General features: G+C 44.2%; 29 protein-coding genes and 1 pseudogene. 21 read left to right on the plus strand and 9 right to left on the minus strand.

Annotation, left to right across the window (positions count from 1 at the left end):
- The 11 genes from R2S67_RS16125 (at position 1) to R2S67_RS16175 (ending at position 5,860) form a co-directional block, all read left to right on the plus strand.
- Entirely contained in the window at positions 1–309 is a 309-nt protein-coding gene (locus R2S67_RS16125) for a hypothetical protein (RefSeq protein ID WP_005457431.1), read from the plus strand.
- Complete coding sequence (locus R2S67_RS16130; RefSeq protein WP_017636141.1) at positions 309–452, plus strand: hypothetical protein; 144 nt, start codon at positions 309–311, stop codon at positions 450–452. The genes R2S67_RS16125 and R2S67_RS16130 overlap by 1 nt, the downstream gene beginning before the upstream one ends.
- Positions 449–646 carry a hypothetical protein gene (locus R2S67_RS16135; protein ID WP_005457419.1) on the plus strand — a complete coding sequence of 66 codons (198 nt, stop codon included), beginning with the start codon at positions 449–451 and terminating at the stop codon, positions 644–646. Before R2S67_RS16130 ends, R2S67_RS16135 begins: the two co-directional genes overlap by 4 nt.
- Positions 631–1,017: a DNAase gene (locus R2S67_RS16140; protein ID WP_317345699.1), complete on the plus strand. Its 387-nt coding sequence runs from the start codon at positions 631–633 to the stop codon at positions 1,015–1,017. The genes R2S67_RS16135 and R2S67_RS16140 overlap by 16 nt, the downstream gene beginning before the upstream one ends.
- On the plus strand, positions 1,018–1,533 hold the full coding sequence (locus tag R2S67_RS16145; RefSeq protein WP_005457437.1) for a hypothetical protein: 516 nt from the start codon (positions 1,018–1,020) through the stop codon (positions 1,531–1,533).
- Positions 1,530–2,270: a hypothetical protein gene (locus tag R2S67_RS16150; RefSeq protein ID WP_317345702.1), complete on the plus strand. Its 741-nt coding sequence runs from the start codon at positions 1,530–1,532 to the stop codon at positions 2,268–2,270. Before R2S67_RS16145 ends, R2S67_RS16150 begins: the two co-directional genes overlap by 4 nt.
- A gap of 3 nt (positions 2,271–2,273) precedes the next feature.
- Positions 2,274–3,398, plus strand: coding sequence for a TasA family protein (locus R2S67_RS16155; protein WP_317345703.1), 1,125 nt, complete (start codon positions 2,274–2,276; stop codon positions 3,396–3,398).
- Between the two features lie 2 nt (positions 3,399–3,400).
- Complete coding sequence (locus R2S67_RS16160; RefSeq protein ID WP_140316135.1) at positions 3,401–3,871, plus strand: structural protein; 471 nt, start codon at positions 3,401–3,403, stop codon at positions 3,869–3,871.
- A 13-nt stretch (positions 3,872–3,884) separates the two neighbouring features.
- Complete coding sequence (locus R2S67_RS16165; protein ID WP_062852322.1) at positions 3,885–4,109, plus strand: hypothetical protein; 225 nt, start codon at positions 3,885–3,887, stop codon at positions 4,107–4,109.
- Entirely contained in the window at positions 4,094–4,279 is a 186-nt protein-coding gene (locus R2S67_RS16170; RefSeq protein WP_029823315.1) for a hypothetical protein, read from the plus strand. Before R2S67_RS16165 ends, R2S67_RS16170 begins: the two co-directional genes overlap by 16 nt.
- 108 nt (positions 4,280–4,387) lie before the next feature.
- Complete coding sequence (locus tag R2S67_RS16175) at positions 4,388–5,860, plus strand: DUF4062 domain-containing protein (protein ID WP_317345706.1); 1,473 nt, start codon at positions 4,388–4,390, stop codon at positions 5,858–5,860.
- A 5-nt stretch (positions 5,861–5,865) separates the two neighbouring features.
- Here the strand turns inward: R2S67_RS16175 and R2S67_RS16180 are convergent, their stop codons facing one another.
- From R2S67_RS16180 to R2S67_RS16195, 4 genes are all read right to left on the minus strand, one after another.
- On the minus strand, positions 5,866–6,294 hold the full coding sequence (locus tag R2S67_RS16180) for a phage protein (protein ID WP_140345341.1): 429 nt from the start codon (positions 6,292–6,294) through the stop codon (positions 5,866–5,868).
- Positions 6,295–6,741: 447 nt separating this feature from the next.
- On the minus strand, positions 6,742–8,463 hold the full coding sequence (locus tag R2S67_RS16185; protein WP_317345708.1) for an ATP-binding protein: 1,722 nt from the start codon (positions 8,461–8,463) through the stop codon (positions 6,742–6,744).
- Positions 8,453–9,634, minus strand: coding sequence for an FIST signal transduction protein (locus tag R2S67_RS16190; RefSeq protein WP_269043999.1), 1,182 nt, complete (start codon positions 9,632–9,634; stop codon positions 8,453–8,455). The genes R2S67_RS16185 and R2S67_RS16190 overlap by 11 nt, the downstream gene beginning before the upstream one ends.
- Before the next feature lie 113 nt (positions 9,635–9,747).
- Positions 9,748–10,104, minus strand: a complete 357-nt coding sequence (locus tag R2S67_RS16195) for a hypothetical protein (RefSeq protein ID WP_203347223.1) — start codon at positions 10,102–10,104, stop codon at positions 9,748–9,750.
- A gap of 257 nt (positions 10,105–10,361) precedes the next feature.
- On the opposite strand from R2S67_RS16195, the gene ccoN reads away from it, so the two are divergent.
- From ccoN to uspE, 10 genes are all read left to right on the plus strand, one after another.
- The gene (ccoN, locus tag R2S67_RS16200) at positions 10,362–11,789 is read left to right on the plus strand and encodes a cytochrome-c oxidase, cbb3-type subunit I (protein ID WP_005396488.1); all 1,428 of its coding nucleotides are present in this window, start codon (positions 10,362–10,364) and stop codon (positions 11,787–11,789) included.
- A gap of 12 nt (positions 11,790–11,801) precedes the next feature.
- A complete protein-coding gene (ccoO, locus tag R2S67_RS16205) occupies positions 11,802–12,422 on the plus strand; it encodes a cytochrome-c oxidase, cbb3-type subunit II (RefSeq protein ID WP_005377475.1) in 621 nt (206 codons plus the stop codon).
- Positions 12,423–12,431: 9 nt separating this feature from the next.
- Entirely contained in the window at positions 12,432–12,605 is a 174-nt protein-coding gene (locus R2S67_RS16210; RefSeq protein WP_005396487.1) for a cbb3-type cytochrome oxidase subunit 3, read from the plus strand.
- The gene (ccoP, locus tag R2S67_RS16215; protein WP_005396485.1) at positions 12,605–13,579 is read left to right on the plus strand and encodes a cytochrome-c oxidase, cbb3-type subunit III; all 975 of its coding nucleotides are present in this window, start codon (positions 12,605–12,607) and stop codon (positions 13,577–13,579) included. Before R2S67_RS16210 ends, ccoP begins: the two co-directional genes overlap by 1 nt.
- Before the next feature lie 105 nt (positions 13,580–13,684).
- Complete coding sequence (locus R2S67_RS16220; RefSeq protein ID WP_048626394.1) at positions 13,685–14,161, plus strand: FixH family protein; 477 nt, start codon at positions 13,685–13,687, stop codon at positions 14,159–14,161.
- Between the two features lie 4 nt (positions 14,162–14,165).
- The gene (locus R2S67_RS16225) at positions 14,166–16,529 is read left to right on the plus strand and encodes a heavy metal translocating P-type ATPase (RefSeq protein WP_074190131.1); all 2,364 of its coding nucleotides are present in this window, start codon (positions 14,166–14,168) and stop codon (positions 16,527–16,529) included.
- 15 nt (positions 16,530–16,544) lie between these two features.
- Entirely contained in the window at positions 16,545–16,709 is a 165-nt protein-coding gene (ccoS, locus tag R2S67_RS16230; RefSeq protein ID WP_012841826.1) for a cbb3-type cytochrome oxidase assembly protein CcoS, read from the plus strand.
- Between the two features lie 8 nt (positions 16,710–16,717).
- Positions 16,718–17,395 (plus strand): sulfite exporter TauE/SafE family protein, encoded by a 678-nt coding sequence (locus R2S67_RS16235; RefSeq protein WP_317345721.1) that lies wholly within the window; start codon positions 16,718–16,720, stop codon positions 17,393–17,395.
- Positions 17,396–17,485: 90 nt separating this feature from the next.
- Entirely contained in the window at positions 17,486–18,232 is a 747-nt protein-coding gene (locus R2S67_RS16240) for an FNR family transcription factor (protein WP_005377497.1), read from the plus strand.
- Between the two features lie 180 nt (positions 18,233–18,412).
- A complete protein-coding gene (uspE, locus tag R2S67_RS16245; RefSeq protein WP_053807422.1) occupies positions 18,413–19,360 on the plus strand; it encodes a universal stress protein UspE in 948 nt (315 codons plus the stop codon).
- Positions 19,361–19,498: 138 nt separating this feature from the next.
- Here the strand turns inward: uspE and ttcA are convergent, their stop codons facing one another.
- From ttcA to R2S67_RS16270, 5 genes and pseudogenes are all read right to left on the minus strand, one after another.
- Positions 19,499–20,392, minus strand: a complete 894-nt coding sequence (gene ttcA, locus R2S67_RS16250) for a tRNA 2-thiocytidine(32) synthetase TtcA (RefSeq protein ID WP_005377502.1) — start codon at positions 20,390–20,392, stop codon at positions 19,499–19,501.
- Between the two features lie 199 nt (positions 20,393–20,591).
- Entirely contained in the window at positions 20,592–21,254 is a 663-nt protein-coding gene (locus R2S67_RS16255; RefSeq protein WP_053807421.1) for a DUF2987 domain-containing protein, read from the minus strand.
- Between the two features lie 13 nt (positions 21,255–21,267).
- On the minus strand, positions 21,268–22,104 hold the full coding sequence (locus tag R2S67_RS16260) for a glucosaminidase domain-containing protein (protein WP_317345723.1): 837 nt from the start codon (positions 22,102–22,104) through the stop codon (positions 21,268–21,270).
- Entirely contained in the window at positions 22,097–22,888 is a 792-nt protein-coding gene (locus tag R2S67_RS16265) for a hypothetical protein (RefSeq protein WP_317345724.1), read from the minus strand. The genes R2S67_RS16260 and R2S67_RS16265 overlap by 8 nt, the downstream gene beginning before the upstream one ends.
- Positions 22,848–22,962 (minus strand): annotated as a pseudogene (locus tag R2S67_RS16270) (cupin domain-containing protein); the annotation flags it as partial. The gene R2S67_RS16265 and the pseudogene R2S67_RS16270, both read right to left, overlap by 41 nt.

Genomic DNA, 22,962 nt, shown 5'->3' on the forward strand with positions numbered 1-22,962 from the left:
ATGGCGCAAGAGCAAAGCATGTGGGGTTCCATTTGGGACGGCGTCTTAGAAACGGGCGGCGAACTGATGACCGACGTTACCGACTTAGGCAAGGACTGGCTTGGCGTGAAGATTGAAAACGAAGCCGACCGCGTCCAGTCGAGTAACCCAGATGAACAGCGAAAGCACAATAACGACTACCAACAACCCACGGGTGAGCCTGTGTACACCTCCGCGTTTGCGGGGGTGACCACCACACACCTGATGATGGGGATGCTGTTCGTATTGTTGTTATTGGCGATGTTCTACGTCGCTAAGGGGAAGAAGTAATGCCGTTTATTCCATACCTGATTGCAGGTGCGGTGGGCGTATGGGCGGGCATCAAAGTCTCGGGCGGTTTTGACCGCATCGGATGGGTGCTCGGTCTGCTTCTGGTGTGTTATGTCCTGTACAAGAAAGGATTCAAATTATGATTGGTGGGCTTTTAGGGAATTCCGGCTCGATGCCAATTAGCGCCAACGGTGGACCCGCGGTCAGCGGTGCCGATGGTGAATCAAGTGGCAGCCTCTCGGTAGGCAATATCAATATGGGCGGGGGCAATTCCACCACGTTGATGATTCTTGTGGTGATTGTGATTGCGGCGGTGTTGCTATGGAAAAAGAAGTAATTGAAGTCGTGACGCAATCGAAACGTGCGCTTGGTGAACTCAAGCCCGCGTTTCGCGCTTGCCCTGATGCGTATATCGAATTGTGCAAAGCGGTCAAGGATGGCCGCGTGAGTTTGTATCGCCTTATCAGTGCAGAAAATGATCTCATCATTGCGGGTGAGCGTGATGGGGATAACTACTTTTTGTGGGGCGTTGCGGGTCGCGGTCTGCGTTCGGGGATTATCCAGTTATGCAAAGTGGTGAAAGCGGCGGGCATGTCATCCATGACCGCCGACACCGCCTTTGATGGCGTTGCCCGTTTGGTGCGTTCAATTGGTGTGACCGCCAAACAAGACGGTGACTTTATTCGTTTGGATTTGGGAGTGCAGTAGATGGGTAGTTCTAAATCAAAATCGAGTAATACCAGTAACACCACTAACGTCAGCGGTCAGAATGCCATTAGTGGCGATAACCTTGGTGTGGCGATTTCGGGTGTGAATAACTCGACCATCAACACCACCATGACCGACCACGGCGCAGTGAATGCCGCCATGGAACTTGGCGAACAGGCCTTTGAGTTTGGCGGGGAAATGCTCAACAGCAATGAGCGCATTTCGCTTGAAGCGATGGACACCACGCACGACATTGCCGAAACCGCCATTGATGAAGTGGCCGATTTCGCGGGCGATTCCTTGGCAACGTACGCCTCAACCAACAGTGAAAACCTCGATATGTTGGCGGGATTGGCGGGCAGCCAAGCGGCACAAAACTCGAAGAATCTGCAAGCCATGATGGACTTGGCGAAATTCAAACAGGACGGCGGGCAAGTCGAAACAAGCAAGATGATGGTCGTTCTCGCGATTGTACTTGTGTTGGTGCTTGGCTACGTAATGGTGAAGAAACGATGAACACGCAACTAATCGCGGGGCAAGCCATCCCGCTGACACCTGATGGTAACTGGCTGTATCTGAAAGCGGCGCAAGCTGAGATTGAAATCTATCGTGAATCGTCCGGTGAGCGCGTCACGCTTGGTAAGTCGTCAGTGTTTAACGTGGGCGAGGGTAAACACCTTGGGCGTTTGCTTATCTCAAGCCGTACCGACAACCAGATTGAAATCCAGTTTGGTTTTGGAACGTTTACGCCGCCTGTTGAGGGTCAAAGCGTCGTGGTTCAAGCACTGCCGAACGTGGTGATTGAACAACAACCCGCGGTAGAAATCGCGCCTAATCAACAACTGGCAGTAAATCAGCTTCCCGCGGTTGAGTTGGCCGCCAATCAACAGTTGGGGGTGACAGCCTTACCGCCTGTTGAATTCAAAGCGCCGCAACCCGTGAATGTTCAATCATTGCCATCTGTGGAAGTATCCGCACTGCCCGCGGTCACGCTCGAAGCCGCGCAAGTGGTGAAAGTCGATGAACAAGTCAGTGGAAACCTCATCACCGAAGCGGTGAGCGTGTTCCCGCACAACATTGCACACAACGCCACGCGCAAAGCCATCACGATTAAGGCCACAAAAGCTAACACCGCCTCGGTGTTTATTGATGCGTTTGAACTGGAAGCGGGCGAACGCATCACCATTGAAAGCACGGCCGACATGACCTTAACAGGCACGGCGGGTGACACCGTCACGACTATGGAGATTTAACGCATGGGACAAGTACGAGAGAACCTACCCAACGGCGACCCACGCAACAAAATTGAATACTTGGCCGATTGCATCGACGACGCCAAGGCTGCGAGTGCAGAGAGCGCAAGCGACGCACCGCAAAACCTATTGGTAAACCCTGAGTTATCGCATTCCGGTGTTGATTTGGCGATGGGTTCACCGCATCAATTACGTTGGCTCACCAATGCCTACACCTACAAAGACCAAGCCGCCAACCAAATGCACCTTGGGCGCAGCTTTGGCCGTCCGGCTCCCGTAGGTTGGGGCGTCGAAGTCGTGCCGATTGATGGTGTGAGCGATTATCACAGCGTGGCGTACTCAAGCCTTGGCGGTGATATTGAGAAGTTCGACTACACGGCCAAAGCGTCCTATCTACTGGCGACAGGCTCAAACAGTCGAGTATTACATTTCAGTGTGTTCAGCGCGCCTTTTGACCGAGAGTTACGAGCACTCAACGATGAGGGCACTGCATGGGTGCCAGAAAACCAATCGTATAGCTTGTTTTTCCGTGGTGAAAAGAACACCGCCGTGCGTTTTGGTTTGCTTGAACTTGATGCAAACGGCGATTTCGTCGGGTATGTGGCACAAGCGCAGATCCCCGTCGAAGCAGGGTTTAACCAGTTTTCACAAGCATGGTTGCACGGCATCAAACTCCAAGCGGGCGGTTTGTACGCTTACTTTGTGGAGTCAGATACCAGCTTGGGCGAGTTCACTTCAAGTCCAGTCAGTGCGGGCGTGTTTTTAAACCCTGATGAACTCGACACCATTCCAGACCTGACGCCGAGCGATACCGCCACGCGCCGCTTTCGTCTGACGGAGTCGTTTGGCGAATTCAGTAAAGCAGACGTTGAGACGGGCGTTCATCTCAACGTGAGTAAGTTTCTGATGCCGTTTGGCATGGAAAAGCATCTTATCTTTGCGAGCTTAAAAGGCACACCAGGATATTACACCGTGCAGAACTTGCCCGCCGAAGTGGTGAAAACCCGCTATGACCAAGTCAGTGTGCGTGGAGCGGTTGCCGATGCAACCACCGTCATCATGGCGTACTACTCGAAAACGCCCGTGCACTTGAATTACTTCAACTCAGTCAACTATCAAGCGGTGTAGTTATGCCGCTGTTTATCTTTGTCATCATACTCTTAGGGATTGGAGCCTTTACTATGACAACCTCAACCACATCAAGCGTTCGCGGGATCCGCATCCATAACCCGCTTAACATTCGCATTGCCGCCAATGCATGGAAAGGCAAGGTGACGCCGTCACGCGATAAAGCCTTTGAAACCTTTAAAGCGCCCGAATGGGGCTTTCGTGCCGGAGCGATTTTGCTGCGTAACTATCAACTACGCCATGAACTGCACACGCTAACCGAAATCATTCACCGCTTTGCGCCACCAAACGAAAACCACACGGCCAACTATGCACGCTTTGTCGCGGGTCGCGTTGGCGTCGGTATGGATGAGCGCATTGATTTAGTGAACAACAAACCGCTGTTGGTCGAAGTGCTTCACGCCATGAGCATCATGGAAGTGGGTCGCCACTACAGCAAACACACGGTGCTGAAAGGCGTCAATCTGGTTTAAGGAGAAACACAACATGTTTGAACGTTCAACATTAAAAGGCTTAACGCTTCTTGGTTCGGTTATCGCTGCGGCAACGGGCTACGGCCATTTATTCAGCGTGGAGATGACCGACACGGGCGTCAATTTCGGCGGTGCGGTTGGCTTGGCCATTCCTGCCGTGATTGGTGCCTATGAATCACTGCCGGACAAGTGGAAACCGAGCAAAAAAAGTAGGGGGCTTGGATGGAAAACGCCTTAATTAACGCCTTATCAGGTCTGGGCTTTTCGTCTGAGTCGCTGGTCATGTTTGTGCTTATCGGTATGAATCTCAAATACCAAATCGCCATCAATAAGCAGCTTACCCAAGGGCTGCAAGATGTGCGAGAAAGTGTTTTGGTTCTAACGGCTACGCGCAACAATGAAAGCTAAGGCTTAAACCCTGCGAACTGGTTCGAAACGTCATTAATGACGATTTACACAGCGAGTAGGGAGCCGATACTTTTGGCGGGTCGATTGACCTCGACAGGCTTCAAACGAATGCCACCAAAGCAGAAGCCTAAAAAAGCCGAACCCTTAGCGATGGGGTTCGGCTTTTTTACATGCACTAACGCAACAACTGCTGTATTGGGTCGGTTGGCACTCGTTGTTTGTTTATGCAAAATGTATCATTATAATCCCTGTGACGTCACTATAAACACAGGAGCGGTTGTGGACTCAACAAAATATCAAGTCTTTATTAGTTCAACATACAAAGATTTAGAAATTGAACGAGAGAGTATAATAAAAGCAATTCTTGAGATGTATCACATACCAATTGGTATGGAGATGTTTAGTGCCGAAGATGAAGAGCAGTGGGAAATTATCCGACGCACTATAGAAGTTAGTGACTATTATATCCTAATTCTTGGTTTGAGATATGGCTCGAAGACCTCCGAAGGAATTAGCTTCACACAGAAAGAATATGAATATGCGTTAGAAAAAAAAATACCTATCCTGGCATTCGTTATGGATGAGGGTGCCGCATTACCTCGAGATAAGAGAGATGATGACTTAACTGATATCAACCGATTCAGAAGTATGGTACTTAAAAACTCAAAAATGTCTCAATTTTGGGAGTCGAAAGATCAGCTTATAAAAAACGTATCAATATCTCTCATGAAGCAAATTATGCAAAAGCCAGGAATAGGATGGGTTCGAGGAGACAAAATTGGTAAAGAAGAGGAGCTGTCTAAAGAGCTAGCCAACTTAAGCAAGGAAAATAGAGTTCTTAGGGAGCAAGTTGCAGAGTTACAATCCAAAGCTTCATCGAAAGAGCCCAATATAGACGTAAAACTATATCCAGCTAATTTGAGTTTAGATATAAGCAGGTTTAAACCATTAAGCATGCCTAAGAAGTTCCACGCTGATGATGCTCCTGATTACTTAAGGCCATTTCTAGACAGTGAAGAAATCAATAGGTTTAACAACTCACTGCCTACCGAAGCTCAACTGCAACAATACAACGAAGAGAAAGAAAAGTATTTCATAGCCCAAAACTTTTCATCTCCACTGGTTATTGATGTATCTAATCTAGGAACTTGCAAGGCAAATAATATCTATGTCGATATCACTTTTCCTGAAGATATCTTTGTTTATAAAAACAATAAGGCCCCAGAACAACCCGAGAGGCCAATGTCGGCTAGCCCGTTAGAAGGGGCTGAGAAACGCTATGAAAACTTCCAAAGGCCTAATCGCTTTATTGGTAGTATTGGTAGGCAACCATTTGGCTTGTCGAATATAGATGAGATCACAAAAGGCATCAAACCAGTAAATGATCGATGGTGGACAAGTTTAAACGGTAATAGATTAACGATTACAATTAATAACTTGCTGCATACTAGACAAATTACCTTCGATGATGAGTATTCTGTAGCGCCGTTAAAACCCGGTTTACACAATGTAGAAGTCCACGTTATATGCGAAGAGTACAACCAAGAAGTTGTTAGTACTTTTACTTTAGATGTGAAGTGATGGTGCTATTTAAATTTTAGTTTACTTGGTATCCATTCGGCGGCTTTCATTCGACGGCCGCCACGAAACGGCAACAGATTTTCCTTAGCGGGATAAACCTTGGGATATTCAAAATGTCCGTACATTTCTACAAACTGACGATGTTCGTCACGCCAAAACACAAAACTTTCCAATTCTTTAGGGCTGAACTCACGACCTGATGGTGTGATTAACACAGCGCGTTGCTCACAAACTCGAAACCCAGACCAACGAATGTCATTGGGCAAATAACCAAGCGATTTAATGAGTAGAAGTTTTTCCGCCATCGGATTCACCGGAACGGTGCCATCTAACCAACGAACAACCGTTGGTTTGGTAACGTGAAAAAACTCGGCGCCTTGTTTAAGGGTTTTAAATTCGCGCCAGAATAGAGTGCAGAATGATTCGTGAAACATGACAACGCTCGCAATTTGATGAACAGACTAAAATTATTTTTTCTTGTTTTTTCGCCTAAACCGAACGCCTCATAATGTGGCGGTAAGGGTGTTGGGCGAGTTTTGTAGATTGCGGGAAACAATCGCCAGTAATAGTACAAACGACTTAAACGTTTAAAACTCACAAAATTAAAATTTACGGCTTGATTATCAGACACTTATGAAAGGCTTAATCAAAGAGTTAGACTTTGTTAACAAAATACCCCTTGGTGCGCATTATATGTGTTATGTTAAATTGAGTATGCTCGTACGCCAAATGTTGCCAATGAGCACTCCTATTCCCCTGTGGATTTGAAATTTAAGGTCTCCATCATAACCATTAAACATAATGGCTATTTACCATAAAATACTTAATATAGATCTTAATAATCTATCGATTGTTAAGATCTATATTAATGCTTTTTCTACTTACAGAAATGGCTGTATAGCTTCAAAGATATCTTGTCTTCGAACTGGTTTGGAAATGAATCCATCCATACCTGCGTCAAGGCATTTATCTCTATCACTTTCTAGCGCATGAGCGGTTAATGCGATGATTGGAGTCTTGAAGCCTTTATCTCGGATAAGCCTTGTTGCAGTAATCCCATCCATTACTGGCATCGAGACATCCATAAGAATCAGGTCGATTAAATCCTCATTTTCCTCTAAGAACGTTAATGCTTCTGCTCCATGACTTGCGATATGAACATTATGACCAAGCTTATTTAAAATGAGCTTTATTACAAACTGATTCGATTCGGTATCTTCTACTACGAGAAGATCCATCGCTTTTGTTGGTTGGTTGTTTTCTATTTTAACTGGACGATTTTGATTGCAACGAGTTAAAACGGGAATCTTAATAGTAAATGTTGAGCCGACATGCTCGTCACTTTTAACGATAATCTTGCCGCGCATCATTTCAACTAAATGCTTGGTTATTGCTAGCCCTAGTCCTGTGCCACCAAAGCGTCTCGTGATGGAACGGTCACCTTGATGAAATGCCGTAAATAGATGTTCTTGCTTGGCTTTAGATATACCAATTCCGGTGTCTGATATTGAAATTACAAGCTCAGTGTCTTGCTCTGATACAGAAACTTTTACTTCTCCTTCATCAGTAAACTTTATTGCATTCCCAATAAGATTAAACAGGATTTGAGATAACCGCGTAGAGTCAATCCAAAACTSTTTGTCGGTAGTTACCATGCAATTGAGTTTAAATTGAAGGCTCTTCTTCTTAGCTATTTGTTTTTGTTGAGAAATAACAAAAGTGACAGTGTCTCTTAAATTAACCCACTGCTCATTGAGTTGAAAGCGACCTGATTCAATTTTTGAGAGGTCAAGGATGTCGCTGATAATCGCGAGAAGTAACTCCGCTGAGCATTCCATTTGGCTCAGGGCATCGATTTGCTCTTCTGATAAGGTGGATTGTTTCAGAATATCGAGCATTCCAAGGACGGAATTTAGAGGGGTTCTAATTTCATGACTCATCATCGCTAAGAATTCTGACTTTGAGCGATTTGCAAGCTCTGCTTCTTCTCTTGCTTTAGCAAGCTGAGTTGTCCGCACTTCAACAATACGTTGTAACTTCTCTTTGGTCTCAATATCGATGACAGCCCTCTCAATTAAAGGCCGAAAGCGTCTTAAGGTTTCCTTATTTTCTATGCTAAAGTGCCCTTTCTTAGCACCAATAAGTAAGATGACCGTTTGTGTTACTTCTGAACGTATGCCCGTTAGGACTACAGAGTTTACATGGCTTTTTATAAAGCTGTTCAGGTTAATAAACTCCGCAAGCCTATCTGGTTCGAACAGCAGAATACATTCGCCATTCAGCGCCCTCTCAGATGCGTTACCGTGTAACCAAGATATGTTATCAAATACACTATTTGTCGATATCAACGTTTTGAAGGGGTACCTCTCATCATCACGAGTTAGAACGATAAAATCATCAAAGTTGATGTACTTCTTAAGGACATTATTTAATCCCGTAAATATCTCGTGCCGGTTTTTTGCTTCACTCATCGCGGATATCGCTGAAAGAATAGCTTTATTCTCATCGGCGAGCAGTCGTTCTCTTTGCCTAGCCTGTTTTAGTTCGACTAACGCTTCTTGCAGCGCTTCCTGTTGGTATATGTCTAAGTATTTATCTTTCATAAGGTTTATGGAATATCGCTGATGAAATCATCAGGTTTCCATGTCCATTCTCACCACCAATAAATCTACCTTGCTCACCAAAAGTAAAAGGGCAAATAAAAGGTAACTGTTCTAGTTCTTGGTTAATTTGTTCACAAACGCTATTCATGTCTTGCATTAAGTGCAACATAGGACCTGCGCAAAAGATGTTTATCACCCCAATTTTTCGAGATTCTTCTAATTTTTGATTAAAGGCTGCATTTACAACTTTAGCAGCGCGTGCAACGAGGTGTTCTCTGCTTCCTTTCATTAAAGTGAGTTCATCACCCTCTTCTATTCGTGTAAATAGCTCAATTCCTCCATCTCGCGTCTCACGAATTGGATGGGACAATTTGTAATATGGACGCTCATAGAGGTGGCCAGCGACACGCCCTAGTGGATAAGCGCTCGAGTTTGTAAATAGCAGGTTGTTTTTGCCTACTTGGTTATCTTGATGGTTTGTCCACTTTCTATAAACATTGAGGGCTGGTTCGTCATCAATTTCTAGTAAGCACCTATCGTTAGTTTTGGTCGCAACCCCTTTGATATTGGTTGGAGTGTGCCCAGCACTAAAAGCAATATCAACAGGCTGTGAGGAGTAAAATAATGTCAGACTTAAACCTGCAGTTTGAGATCCTTGGGCGGTAATAACAGACCATTTTCCCGCGATATGATTATCAGCGGCTGAACCACCAATAATTGGGATCAGCGTACCAAACCTTTCATCTATAGATGCAATGATTGATTCCTCTTGCCCTGGAGTTGCATGAAGCAGTATTAAGTTTGGCACTTCTCCTACGCGGTTAGCGTTCTCAAGAGCCATATCTAAGGCTCTAGTTACACTGTCACCTGAATCATAGTTAGAAATACCAGTGCCATAAGCATGAGGGCCTGAGTCATAAATTGCGAGCGCCGCAATCACTGGGCCCGTATGAAACCCCTGGTCTGTCATTACTGCTTGGCATGAACTGGCGCCATGAAAAGGCACACCGGGAAAATGCTCAAGAAACGCTTCTCGAATTAACTCGAAGTCGTACTCTTCCGTGTAGTAGCACATCACGTAAGACAAGTTCTGTTGTGTCAGTTCGGACCTAAGCGTTTCTATCGCTGAGTCTTCATCTTTAATATAAGTAAAAACTGATTGGCAATGCATACGATTTTATAATTGGGTATCACTCTGCTGTTATACCATTCCAACCAATTTTCTCTAGGTAAGAAGGTGAAAATTTCATTAAGAAGTTGCGATTATCTCGTGACAGATCGTATTTATAATTGAACTACAACAATGTTTTCGCCTTTTTTAAAGGTGATTTTTTTTGATTCAGGCATTGTGTCCCATTCTATTTTCTTATGCTCTCGATCGAGATTGATAAATTCGCCAGATTGATTTGGATCAATTTTTAGAGTGCTACTTTTTATCGTTTCGAGCGAAATTCCCGTTGAGTCACGATTAATTGTGATTATTTCACCTTCAATTGTTACATCGCATCGTTCTTTTTGTGAACAGTCAATGCTAGTAACGCTCTCGTGTGTAAAGGTACGCCAGAAAAATGCGGCTATTAACACACTGAGCATGATTAAGATTTGTGCAAGTCGCGCCTTTGTTAACTTTTGTGCAGGCATAATTACTAATATCCTTGTTACAAACTTCAAACTTTTTAAATAAAAAATGATTTCCAGGGGGCCAGTAAGGTTACTACCCTGTCATTGAATTGTTAATTCAAGTATAGTGTCACGCTGAAAATGCCACTTTTTATTAAAGTCAGCAATGGAAATAAGGTGATGATAACACTTGAATTCTAGAGTTTACTTGGGTGGTGTTACGACGCAAGTCGTGTTGGAAGTAAAAGTGTAGTTAATTAGAAATTGGAAGCATGCAAATGAGCCAAGTAAAGCAGCTTGAACAAAACTACAACTATACAGTCGTTCGCCAATTTACCCTTGTGACCATTTTATGGGGCATAGTTGGTATGGCTGTTGGTGTTTTGATTGCCGCTCAATTAGTTTGGCCACAGCTAAACTTTGATACGCCGTGGTTGACGTACAGTCGCTTACGTCCACTGCATACTAATGCGGTAATTTTTGCGTTTGGTACCAGTGCTCTGTTCGCAACGTCTTATTATGTTGTACAGCGCACATGTCAAACACGTCTTTTTGGTGGCCCACTCGTTGCCTTCACCTTTTGGGGTTGGCAAGCAATCATCCTGGCAGCAGCCATTACTTTGCCTCTCGGTTTAACATCGGGTAAAGAGTATGCTGAGCTAGAATGGCCTATTGATATCGCAATTGCGCTAGTATGGGTATCATATGCGGTGGTGTTCTTCGGCACACTGGTGAAACGAAACACGTCACACATATATGTGGCAAACTGGTTCTTCGGTGCCTTTATTATCACAGTAGCAGTACTTCACATCGTGAACAGCATGGCTATTCCTGTGTCACTCGGTAAATCTTACTCGATTTACTCGGGCGCAGTGGATGCGATGGTTCAGTGGTGGTATGGACACAATGCGGTAGGTTTCCTACTGACCGCTGGTTTCCTAGGTATGATGTACTACTTCGTTCCTAAACAAGCTGAACGTCCTGTTTATTCTTACCGTCTATCTATCGTTCACTTCTGGGCACTTATTTCTCTATATATTTGGGCAGGCCCTCACCACCTTCATTATACAGCGCTACCAGACTGGACTCAGTCTCTAGGTATGGTTATGTCGCTGGTTCTATTTGCTCCTTCTTGGGGTGGTATGATCAACGGTATTATGACGTTATCTGGTGCATGGCATAAGCTTCGTTATGACCCTATCCTACGTTTCCTAATCGTTTCACTGTCGTTCTACGGTATGTCTACCTTTGAAGGCCCGATGATGTCGATTAAGACGGTTAACGCACTTTCTCACTACACAGACTGGACCATTGGTCACGTTCACTCTGGTGCGTTAGGTTGGGTTGCGATGGTTTCTATCGGCTCTGTATATCACTTGGTACCCCGCCTATTTGGCCAAGAGCGTATGTACTCGGTCGGTCTCGTGAATGTGCATTTCTGGCTAGCAACAATCGGTACCGTTCTTTACATCGTTGCGATGTGGATCTCTGGTGTAATGCAAGGTCTGATGTGGCGCGCGGTTAACTCTGACGGTACGCTAACTTACAGCTTTGTTGAGTCTGTAGAAGCGTCTTACCCGTTCTACTTTGTACGTTTCCTAGGTGGATTTATCTTCCTATCTGGTATGTTCCTAATGGCATACAACACGTACAAAACGGTAAGTGCACCAAAAGAAAGCCTAAAAGCTATCCCACATCCGGCATAAGGAGATTTAAGAATGAGTAATAATTCTAATAATCGCCACGAAATCTTAGAACGTAATGTCGGTTTGTTGGCTATTTTTATCGTGTTTGCTATCAGCTGGGGTGCTCTTGTAGAGATCACTCCTCTGATTTTCCAAAAGCAAACGACTGAACCTGTAGAGAATCTGCGTGCTTACACTCCTCTGGAGATGGAAGGTCGTGACATCTACATCCGTGAAGGTTGTAACGTTTGTCACAGCCAGATGGTTCGCCCTTTCCGCTCAGAGACTGAACGTTACGGTCACTACTCTGTTGCTGGTGAGAGTGTTTGGGAACACCCATTCCTTTGGGGCTCTAAGCGTACAGGTCCGGATTTAGCTCGTGTTGGTGGTCGTTATTCTGATGAATGGCACCGCGTTCACCTACTAGATCCTCGTGAGCTTGTGCCTGAGTCAAACATGCCAGGTTTCCCGTGGTTAGCTGAAAACGTTTTAGACGGTAAGCTAACTCAGAAGAAACTTGAGCTATTTCGTGATCAGTTCGGTGTTCCATACACTGATGAAGAGATCGCGAATTCGGCTAAAGAAGTAGAAGGTAAAACAGAGATGGATGCAATCATCGCTTACCTTCAGTCTCTTGGTCATGCAATGAAGTAAGGGGATCATATGGATTTCGGTACAATTCATAGTATTTATACCGTTGTACTCTTCGCTAGTTTTATCGGCATCGTATGGTGGGCATTTAGTAAAAAGCGTAAAGCACGCTTTGAAGAAGATGCCAACTTGGTGTTTGCTGACGAAGAACAAACGACCCCAAATAACCAAGGAGTGAAGAAGTAATGACTACATTCTGGAGTCTCTGGATTATCGTGATTACTGTCGGTACGCTGGTAGGCTGTGCGATTCTCCTAACTTGGTGCGCTAAAGATAAAATGGGCGTCGAGGAAGGGGAAGACATGGGCCACGAGTACGATGGTATTCGCGAGCTAAACAACCCTCTACCAAAGTGGTGGACTTATCTGTTTGTAAGTACATTTGTGTTTGCAGCAGTTTATCTAGCCCTATTTCCAGGTCTAGGTAGCTTCAAGGGCTTTTTAAATTGGCAGAGTTCTGCTCAAACAGTGCGTTCACTGGAAGAGTCAAAAGAAGCCATCGCTAAAGCACAAGAGAACAAGCAACTAAACCAATACGCAAAAGAACTGGATGACGCAGATGCATATTTCGGCGAAGCATTCCGTAAACTTGCGCACAATGATAGTGGTTTGCGCCCAATACCTGAAATTGCGCAAGATCCTGAAGCATTGAAAGTTGGCCAACGTTTGTTTTTGCAAAACTGTTCTCAATGTCACGGCTCTGATGCTCGTGGTCAGAAAGGTTTTCCTAACCTAACTGATGATGCATGGCTATACGGCGGTGAACCAGCTGCAATCGTAACAACCATCATGCATGGCCGTATTGGTCAAATGCCAGCATGGAAAGATGCGCTTGGTGAGCAAGGTGTGCAAGAAGTTGTAAGCTACACACTTAGCCTATCTGGTCGTAAAGTGAATGCTCGTGAAGCAGCGGCAGGTAAAGCACGTTTCGTCGTATGTGCAGCTTGTCACGGTACTGATGGTAAGGGTAACCCTGCAGTCGGTGCACCTGATCTTACAGACCAAGATTGGCTATTTGGCGACTCTCGTGCAGCTGTAACCGAAACCGTAATGAACGGCCGCTCAGGTGTAATGCCCGCGTGGAAAGACATTTTGGGTGAAGATAAAGTTCAGCTCGTTGCCTCTTATGTCTGGAGCTTAAGTAACTCAGAGAGTAAGTAACTGAGATATTAAGTAACATAGCAATAACAGCCCCTTTCATAGGGGCTGTCTTTCCTTTAAATTTAACGCCTTACATTTTTTCATTTAGCTGTTGAGAACTTTTTTATGGTAAAGCCTTGGTATAAACAATTTTGGCCGTGGTTCCTAATCATCCTTCCTCTTACTGTCGTAGTTTGGACTGTGATTACTGTGGTCGTTTTCTCGAACAACTCTGTTTCTTTAGTCGCCGAGGATTACTATAAAAAAGGCAAAGGCATTAACATAGACATTAGTAAAATGAATGTCGCTCGTGACCTAGGTCTTAACGCTGAGATTTCCTCTAAAAATAACAATGTTGTGATTGTTTTCGCTAAAGGGAAGCTATCTCATTACCCTGCTCTAACGGCCACTTTCACTCATCGTACTCTTCCTGATCGTGACTTTACAAAGCTCGTTACGGCGGATGCATCTGGTAATTACCGCCTAACGGCAGAAGAATCTATTCAAGGCCCTTGGTTTGTCGAACTACAACCACATGACCAACAATGGATGATCCAAGGTAAAGTTGAATTTCCAGCCTCGTCAACACCGTTAATGAAGTAAGCATATGTGTGAATCCTGTTATCACTGTGGTGAAGATGTACCAGCCAACACGGATTTTAAAGTTGATATACTCGGTGAATCCCGCAAGATGTGTTGTCCTGGCTGCGAGACGGTTGCTCAAACCATCGTAGACAGCGGCTTAGTATCTTACTATCAATATAGAACTGCGCCTGCGGAAAAAGCAGATTTAGTACCAGAGCAACTCCAAGCTTTAATTCATTATGATAATGAAGATGTACAATCAGAATTTGTGCGAAATCGTGAAAATGTCTCTGAAGTAACTCTTTCTTTAGAAGGCGTGTCATGTGCAGCTTGTGCGTGGTTAATCGAAAAGCAAGTCTCTAATACGGCTGGGTTAGTGTCTATCCGCGTGAATACAACCACTAACCGCGCGTTACTGGCCTGGGATAAAACTCAGGTGCGATTAAGTGAACTCCTATCTGTCATTCATAAACTGGGTTATAAAGCCGCACCATTTGAAGCTGATAAGCAAGAGGCCTCTTATCATCGAATGATGAAGCAATACTTATACAGATTAGGTATTGCTGGTTTAGCTACCATGCAAGTTATGATGCTAGCCGTCGCATTGTATCTAGAAGTTTTTGGTGACCTAGAGCCGGAGTTTAAAAATTACTTTCGTTGGGTAAGTTTGATCTTTGCTACGCCAGTCCTACTCTACTCTGCTCTTCCGTTTTACTTAAATGCGTGGCGAAGCATCAAAGGCCGAACCCTCGGTATGGATGTGCCTGTCTCGATTGCACTTATTTTTGCCTATGTGGCCAGCTTAATAGCAACCGTTACAGAACAGGGCGAAGTCTTCTTCGAATCGATTTCAATGTTCACTTTCTTCCTATTGGTTGGACGATTTTTAGAGATGCGAGCACGTCGCAAAGCTGCTGCGGCGAGTGGTAACCTATTAAAGTTAATCCCAGCGATCGCCACAACGTTGGATGGCGAGCAAATACCAGTGAAAACTCTTAAAGTTGGAGATCGTATTCGCGTCCTTCCTGGCGAACATATCCCAGCTGACGGCAAAGTTATTTCGGGTCGTATTCATATTGATGAATCCATGCTAACGGGTGAATCCGTCCACGTGGTGAAACGAGAAGGCGATGCGGTTTATGCAGGAACATTAAACGGTGATGAGTCATTTGAGCTAGAGGTCATGAGTTCCAAAGCTGACTCAATGATTTCCAATATCGTGCGTTTACAAGATGAAGCTCAACACTCCAAACCTAAAATCGCAGAAATTGCAGACGTTGTTGCTCGTTACTTTGTTGGAGCGATTCTTATTATTTCTGCTGGTACTTGGTTGTACTGGCATCAAACAAAACCAGATGATGCGTTTTGGATCATGCTATCCGTGTTGGTAGCCACCTGTCCATGTGCCCTATCTCTTGCGACTCCAACTGCTCTAACTTGTGCTACCTCTCGTATGGGAAACTTTGGCATTTTGCTTCGTAAAGGTCATGTGTTCGAGACGCTATGTAAGATCAACCACTTAGTTGTAGATAAAACAGGTACTCTGACGAAAGGCGATATTGAGATCTGCGATACAAAAGTGTTGAGTGATCTTCCAAAAGAAGATTGTCTCTCTCTAGCCGCAGCATTAGAAGCTCATGCAAACCATCCTATCGCTCGCTCTTTTGCAAGTTACGCCAATGACGACTTTGTTGTGTATGAAGTGCAAAACGTGATTGGTTCAGGGATTGAGGGGATCTGGAATGGCAAAATCGTTAAGATAGGCAGTGCGGTTTTTGTTCAAGGCAAGGAAAGCGATGAAAGCCATGCGGTCTATCTTTCAGTTGATGGCGAGCATGTCGCTAGCTTTTACTACCGCGACCCTATCCGAAAAGAAAGCAAAGCCTTTGTTCAACGTTTTGCTGACGCTGGAATTAAGACAACGCTGCTAACAGGTGACTCTCTCTCAAACGCTCGACCTGTAGCGAATGAAATTGGTATCGATCACGTCGTTGCGTCAGCAAAACCAGAAGACAAACTCGCGTACCTTAAGAGTCTTGATGAAGACAGTATCACAATGATGGTTGGCGATGGCATCAATGACGCACCTACTCTCGCCGGAGCTCATCTTTCTGTTGCAATGGGCGGTGGTACGGATGTCGCTAAAGCATCTGCAGATATGACGTTACTTGGGGATAATCTCGAAAAGCTACTAGAGGCACGTTTGCTTGCACTGCGTACAAGAAAGATTATTCGAGAAAACTTGGCTTGGTCTTTGGGTTACAACCTGTTAATTTTGCCTTTAGCTGTCGCTGGTTTAGTGGCTCCCTACATTGCAGTAGTTGGCATGTCTGCAAGCTCAATTATCGTTGTATCTAACTCTTTGCGCCTGCTCAAAGAGAAATAAGTAGAGAAAGCAAACATGGAAAGTCTTTATATATTGATTCCCATCGCTATCGTTCTCGTTTGTGTTGCTGTTGCCGTTTTTCTTTGGGCAGTAAGAAGTGATCAGTTTGAAGATCTAGAACGACAAGGACATAACATTCTTCTTGATGAAGAAGACAAATCTAATAGTGATAAAAAATAGCAACCTTTATGACTCCTGACTTTATTGGTGCTTTGATGATCGGCCTCGTCGGGGCCGGTCATTGCATGGGAATGTGTGGTGGTATCGCGTCTCTGCTTACCATGGGCTCTTCTACAAGTAAAAGCTCCCCCCTTATTCCACTCTTCTACAACCTAGGGCGATTGAGCAGCTATGCCGTAATCGGTGCATTAGTAGGCGGAGCAATATCAGGTTTATCTGAGCTAAGTGGATTAACGCATTCTCTTGCTTGGTTAAGGCTGATTGCCGCACTGTTCATGATTCTGGTTGCGCTTTATATTTCTAGATGGTGGCAAGGTTTACTGTTAATAGAAAAGTTAGGACAGCACATTTGGCGCTTTATCTCACCTGCTGGTAAGCGTTTGTTGCCATTAAAGCACCCTCTTCATGCTTTACCATTTGGCTTCATTTGGGGCTGGTTACCATGCGGCTTGGTTTATTCTGCGCTAACTTGGTCGGCGGTTTCAGGCAGCGCAATAAACGGTGGTCTTATTATGCTCGCGTTTGGCCTCGGAACACTTCCGGCAATGCTTATTATTGGATATGGTGCCAACCATTTTCAGAAATTACAAAAGTCGTTAATATTTAGAAATATTTCAGCATTAATCCTTATTGGGTATGGTTCGTACACTGCTGTAGGAGCCATGGAGTTGCTCGGTTTCATATAACGTTAAACTCTATTGAGGTGACATTTTTGCTACCCTTTAGGATTAAGCGATGCTAAAATATTGATGTATATCAAATAGTGAAAGGTTGTTATGATTTCTGAAAAACCTGCAACAAAGCGTATCCAATCAGGCGGTTGCGCCATTCATTGCCAAGATTGTAGCATTAGTCAGCTGTGTATCCCGTTCACTCTGAATGAGGCAGAACTTGATCAGCTTGACCAAATCATCGAACGTAAGAAGCCTATCCAAAAAGGACAAGAGCTTTTTAAGGCTGGTGACGAGCTAAAATCTCTGTACGCTATCCGCTCTGGTACCATCAAGAGCTATACGATCACAGAGCAAGGTGATGAGCAAATCACAGCGTTTCACTTGGCCGGAGACCTAGTTGGTTTCGATGCCATTACAGGTGACTCCCACCCTAGCTTTGCTCAAGCGCTTGAAACGTCGATGGTATGTGAAATCCCATACGAAATTTTAGACGACCTATCAGGTAAAATGCCTAAGCTTCGCCAGCAAATTATGCGTTTGATGAGTAACGAAATTAAAGGTGATCAGGAAATGATTTTGCTTCTTTCTAAAAAGAATGCAGAAGAACGTCTAGCGGCTTTCCTATACAACCTATCAACTCGTTTTTCTCAACGTGGCTTCAGCCCTAGAGAGTTTCGTTTAACGATGACTCGTGGTGATATTGGTAACTATCTTGGTCTTACAGTGGAAACAATCAGTCGCTTGTTGGGTCGTTTCCAGAAATCCGAGATCCTAAGTGTAAAAGGTAAATATATCACTATCTTAGACCACGATGCATTGATGGAACTTGCTGGTGTAACTAAAGAATAATACACCCCAATTATTGATGTAGCTCGAAAATGAGCTACATCATATTTCTCATAAATTCCTTTCGAAAGTCCTCAAAAAGTTACCCAAACTAAGCTACAGTAAAAATGTACGGTGAGTACTCCAAAATACTGATTTAATTTATATTCAGTATCTGGTTTTGCAATAGAAGTGGGCTTAGTTATGAGTATATACAGTAAGATCCTTGTTGTAGCTGACATCAATAATGATGAGCAGCCCGCACTTGCAAGAGCTGTTCAATTAGCTCAAAAAAGTGTATCTAGAAGCCGAATCACTTTCTTTTTATCCATTTACGATTTCTCTTATGACATGACGTCAATGCTATCAGTGGATGAAAGAGATGCTATGCGTCGAGGTGTTATCCATCAACGTGAGCAGTGGATGCGTAAAATTGCTCAACCTTATCTAAACGATGGCTTCGACTTTGATGTATGTGTCGTCTGGCACAACCGTCCTTACGAAGCAATTATCGCTGAGGTCTATGCAGGCAGCCATGACCTAGTCATTAAAGGCACACGTAAGCACGACGTGTTAGAATCTGTGATTTTCACTCCGACCGATTGGCACTTGTTACGTAAATGCCCTATCCCAGTACTTCTGATTAAAAATGCAGATTGGCCAGAACAAGCAAGCATTCTTGCCTCGGTGCACGTAGGCTCTGAAAATCCAACTCATATTGATCTCAACGATGCCATGGTCGAGCGACTAAAAGAAGTCACCACCCGACTGGATGCCAAACCATACCTTGTTAATGCGTATCCCGTTACACCGGCGAACATTACCATTGAACTTCCTGAGTTTGATCCAACGACTTATACCGATGCCGTTCGAGGTCATCACTTAACTGCGATGAAAGCATTACGCCAAAAACACGGCCTTGATGAAGAGCAAACGATTGTTGAGCAAGGCTTACCTGAAGATGTCATTCCAGCAGCAGCAGAGCGCTTGAATGCTGCAATGGTTATTTTAGGCACCACAGGGCGAACCGGGCTTTCTGCTGTCTTTATTGGTAATACAGCTGAGCACGTGATCGATAAAATAAATTGCGATGTATTGGCTCTAAAACCAAAAGGCTACATTAGTCCTCTTGATCCAAACACAGCAACCTAATCTCTTTGTAGCATTGCTATATTGAGCGCTTTCAAACAGACGCTAATAAATCCCCCTAATAAAGGGGGATTTTTGTTTGGGGACAGTTAAAGCGTTGAATACAAAAAAGGAGGTCTAATTGACCTCCTTTTTTACGCGTTAGATGTTCGTAACATCGATGAACATTGATTCATCAATATTCGTCGAAGAAACGACAGCCTCATTAAATTCATACTCTTCGCGGTTACCTTCACGATCTAGCGGTAAGTTAACAAAGTCGAACAATTCGCGGTCTGCTAGTTGGCTTGGGCTTACGTTTTGAATTGATTTAAAAATCGCTTCCACACGCCCTGGCGTCTTCTTATCCCATTCAATCAACATTGCTTTTATAGATTGACGCTGAAGGTTCTCTTGAGAGCCACAAAGGTTACACGGAATAATTGGGAAATCCTTGTGCTCAGCGTATTTGATCAGATCTTTTTCACGACAGTAAGTTAATGGACGAATGACCACGTTACGACCATCATCAGAGCGTAGTTTTGGTGGCATCGCTTTAAGGCGAGAGCCGTGGAACATATTCAAGAACATTGTTTCGACGATGTCATCCATGTGATGACCTAGCGCAAGCTTAGTTGCACCAATCTTCTCTGCAAATGAATACAGCGTACCACGTCGCAGGCGCGAACACAGACCACAAGTGGTTTTGCCTTCTGGCACTTTCTCTTTTACGACTGAATACGTGTCCTTATCTACGATGTAGTAAGGGATATTCAGTGTTTCGAAATACTCAGGCAGAATATGCTCAGGGAAGCCCGGTTGTTTTTGGTCTAAGTTTACTGCAACCACTTCAAATTTGATTGGTGCAGCTTTTTGAAGATTCAACAGGATATCAAGCATCGCGAATGAATCTTTACCACCGCTAATACATGCCATCACAACATCGCCTTCTTCGATCATGTTGTAATCAGTAATGGCATTTCCAACATGTCTTCTCAGGCGTTTCTGAAGCTTGTTGAATTCTAGGGTTTCTTTTCTTGTATCTATTTGGTTCATTGCGGGCTCTCACATCGCCGATAAATCGACTAGGACTTCCTAACATGGGTTTCTTTGGGGCGTGGATTATACGAGCTTTTTACGCAGGATTAAATGCTTGTCTTATTGAGACATTAAGAAAAGGACACGAAAGGTAGCTTAGTTACCGTCACAAATGAAAAAAGAGCCGCAATTGCAGCCCTTTCTAAACTCTCAGTGTTCACTTCTTTGCGTTAGGCAGATAAGGTAGCACTCGCATCGTCGGTTCTGGCAGTGTCATTGTGCCACCTTGCCCTATTTCACTTAGTGCGACTTGAATCTTGCCATTGACAATTGGCTTTTCGGTTCCGTTCGAGAAAATCACTTTATCATTCAGTTGATTTGCAAACTCCATCGTCACACCTTGAACTTCAGGTGTAAACCAACCCGCAAACATACCGCCTAAATCTTCCAGCATCGTCTGCATTTGAGGTAGAAGAGGCTTAAGTTGCTCGTAAGAAACGTTACCCTGTAATGGTTCTTTGGTCATCACGACAAGTGAGTAATCGCAGCGAGTATCTTTTGGAGTATCGACAAAAACCAACGGATTCGCTGACTTTAAGTTTTTATCGACTGGCAGAGGCAACTCTTGTGAAGCAGGGATAACAAACTCTTCATAGTGCTCTTCTTTTTCCATCCAAGCTTTTTCTATTGTACAAATTTGCTTAGTTTTTGCGTCCACAAAGAAGACGCCAACTTTCACGTTGTCATGCCCTTCTTTATTGTTGTTTTTGAGTTGGGTGTATAACTTTGAGTACGTGAACATGTACTCTTGAGCTTGGGTTATTGGCGATACAAGAATTAGCGCCGCACTTCCCAATAGACTTAGGCTTAACTTTTTCATTTTATCCGTTATTTTATTGTGTCCAGTAGGCGTTATTATGACGAATCATAGCGCGAAGATCGTGTACATAAGCAATGCCACGTTCAGAATATGCTAGCAATCCATGAGTTAACTCTGACGCCGTTGCGACCGATAACAGGTCTTTGTTCTTTTCGGCTAGAGAAGCTCTGATTTCACGCAGTTCAGCATACGCTGGGTTTCGATTAACATTCATAAAGTAGCCATGAACCGACTGCTGTACAGAATCGAATTTTTCAACTTCATGAGCTTTGCCTGCGCCACGTTGCGCAGGAACAATTCCACAACCCTTTTTATAACACCATTGGCCGAACAAGTTGTTCGCTTGAGTGGCAAAACGAGAAGTGCCCCACGCAGATTCATTTGCTGCTTGAGTTAGAACCAGCGCTTCTGGTAAGACATTCACTCGCACAAGCATTTCACCCAACCACGCGTGATCGACTTTGTTGTCGCTCAAAGGCAAAGAATACAGAGCCGCTAGTCGCTGAGCGTACTCTTCTTGCTCTTGAGTGATTTGTCCCACCTTTAAAGAAGTAAGAAACGCTCGTTCATGACGAATTCGTTGATTCTCAAGTGCTATTTTAGGCCTTAAAAAATCAAAAAACGCCGCTTTTTTCTCTTTGGTGTCTTTTATTGCGTTGAAGTCAGGGAWATCACCAATGTGTGGCAAATGAGACAAATCGACATGCTTAATTGTCCCGGACAGCACATCAGGATTCTCAACATATTTAAACTGTTGCTCGTAGTGTAAATACGGTCCAATAGAAATGAAAGTGGCGGCTATACAGGTAGCCGCCACTCGTAAACTTATTGATTTTAAAGAATTAGGCATCAAACACCTGTGAGTTACCATCGTGATCATTGTCGTTTTTCTGTGTTGCAACGATCTTGAGCTTAATTCCAAACATTTCGCGGTAGAGTATGCCTTTCAAATGAAAGAAGAATGGCAACACAAAAATCAAGCCAATACCGTAGAACATCGCAGCGATAATAAACATCAACATCACGCCTAAGTAAAGCCCTGCGACGACAAAAATCTTCTTGTTAATAGCGCGAAGTGATAACAATAGCGCCTGCATTGGTGGCACTCTTTTTTCACAAATCAACAAGATAGAGTGACTAAACGCTAAAGAAAGATACAGGGACAGTAGAGGGAAGATCATACCAACTACGCCTTGCAGCATTAGGCTCATCAGCGTTGCTAGGATCACGGGAATCGTAAACTGCAGCCCTTTACCTACATGGCGCAACTTAGTCTTTAGGCCCGCGATATGGCTCATGGCCATCAAGCTGATCCCTGCATAAATTGGGGCACTGATCACCTCATAACTAAAGTTCGCGACATAAATAGAAGACACAATATCGTTAGTGAATGATTCTGGATTCTCAAATGCATCAAGAATAACGGTCAGATCACCCAGCTGTAGTTGTAACGCGATATAGAAAATACCTAACTGGACAAAAAGCAATACAATAATAGCGGGAGAAAAGGATAAAAAGTGCTGGATGGTTGCTCGCCAAGCTTCATTGAAAACAGCCCCAGCTTTAAGCTCGTAGTTGCCAGACAAAGCTCGCTCTACACTCCCCCGATAACACAAAAATTTCTTCACCACCAAAGTGACGGTGTGCTTGAAACTTCTCGCCTTTCAGCCATTTAACCAATGCGACATGTTCATGCTCAAAATCATGC

The organism is Vibrio sp. T13N, from assembly GCF_032970445.1.
In the GTDB taxonomy this organism is placed as follows: domain Bacteria; phylum Pseudomonadota; class Gammaproteobacteria; order Enterobacterales; family Vibrionaceae; genus Vibrio; species Vibrio diabolicus.

Coding starts and splice junctions, on each gene's coding strand:
- R2S67_RS16125 (WP_005457431.1), top strand. CDS start 1: ATGGCGCAAGAGCAAAGCATGTGGGGTTCCATTTGGGACGGCGTCTTA.
- R2S67_RS16130 (WP_017636141.1), top strand. CDS start 309: ATGCCGTTTATTCCATACCTGATTGCAGGTGCGGTGGGCGTATGGGCG.
- R2S67_RS16135 (WP_005457419.1), top strand. CDS start 449: ATGATTGGTGGGCTTTTAGGGAATTCCGGCTCGATGCCAATTAGCGCC.
- R2S67_RS16140 (WP_317345699.1), top strand. CDS start 631: ATGGAAAAAGAAGTAATTGAAGTCGTGACGCAATCGAAACGTGCGCTT.
- R2S67_RS16145 (WP_005457437.1), top strand. CDS start 1,018: ATGGGTAGTTCTAAATCAAAATCGAGTAATACCAGTAACACCACTAAC.
- R2S67_RS16150 (WP_317345702.1), top strand. CDS start 1,530: ATGAACACGCAACTAATCGCGGGGCAAGCCATCCCGCTGACACCTGAT.
- R2S67_RS16155 (WP_317345703.1), top strand. CDS start 2,274: ATGGGACAAGTACGAGAGAACCTACCCAACGGCGACCCACGCAACAAA.
- R2S67_RS16160 (WP_140316135.1), top strand. CDS start 3,401: ATGCCGCTGTTTATCTTTGTCATCATACTCTTAGGGATTGGAGCCTTT.
- R2S67_RS16165 (WP_062852322.1), top strand. CDS start 3,885: ATGTTTGAACGTTCAACATTAAAAGGCTTAACGCTTCTTGGTTCGGTT.
- R2S67_RS16170 (WP_029823315.1), top strand. CDS start 4,094: ATGGAAAACGCCTTAATTAACGCCTTATCAGGTCTGGGCTTTTCGTCT.
- R2S67_RS16175 (WP_317345706.1), top strand. CDS start 4,388: ATGCCACCAAAGCAGAAGCCTAAAAAAGCCGAACCCTTAGCGATGGGG.
- R2S67_RS16180 (WP_140345341.1), bottom strand. CDS start 6,294: ATGTTTCACGAATCATTCTGCACTCTATTCTGGCGCGAATTTAAAACC.
- R2S67_RS16190 (WP_269043999.1), bottom strand. CDS start 9,634: ATGCATTGCCAATCAGTTTTTACTTATATTAAAGATGAAGACTCAGCG.
- R2S67_RS16195 (WP_203347223.1), bottom strand. CDS start 10,104: ATGCCTGCACAAAAGTTAACAAAGGCGCGACTTGCACAAATCTTAATC.
- ccoN (WP_005396488.1), top strand. CDS start 10,362: ATGAGCCAAGTAAAGCAGCTTGAACAAAACTACAACTATACAGTCGTT.
- ccoO (WP_005377475.1), top strand. CDS start 11,802: ATGAGTAATAATTCTAATAATCGCCACGAAATCTTAGAACGTAATGTC.
- R2S67_RS16210 (WP_005396487.1), top strand. CDS start 12,432: ATGGATTTCGGTACAATTCATAGTATTTATACCGTTGTACTCTTCGCT.
- ccoP (WP_005396485.1), top strand. CDS start 12,605: ATGACTACATTCTGGAGTCTCTGGATTATCGTGATTACTGTCGGTACG.
- R2S67_RS16220 (WP_048626394.1), top strand. CDS start 13,685: ATGGTAAAGCCTTGGTATAAACAATTTTGGCCGTGGTTCCTAATCATC.
- R2S67_RS16225 (WP_074190131.1), top strand. CDS start 14,166: ATGTGTGAATCCTGTTATCACTGTGGTGAAGATGTACCAGCCAACACG.
- ccoS (WP_012841826.1), top strand. CDS start 16,545: ATGGAAAGTCTTTATATATTGATTCCCATCGCTATCGTTCTCGTTTGT.
- R2S67_RS16235 (WP_317345721.1), top strand. CDS start 16,718: ATGACTCCTGACTTTATTGGTGCTTTGATGATCGGCCTCGTCGGGGCC.
- R2S67_RS16240 (WP_005377497.1), top strand. CDS start 17,486: ATGATTTCTGAAAAACCTGCAACAAAGCGTATCCAATCAGGCGGTTGC.
- uspE (WP_053807422.1), top strand. CDS start 18,413: ATGAGTATATACAGTAAGATCCTTGTTGTAGCTGACATCAATAATGAT.
- ttcA (WP_005377502.1), bottom strand. CDS start 20,392: ATGAACCAAATAGATACAAGAAAAGAAACCCTAGAATTCAACAAGCTT.
- R2S67_RS16255 (WP_053807421.1), bottom strand. CDS start 21,254: ATGAAAAAGTTAAGCCTAAGTCTATTGGGAAGTGCGGCGCTAATTCTT.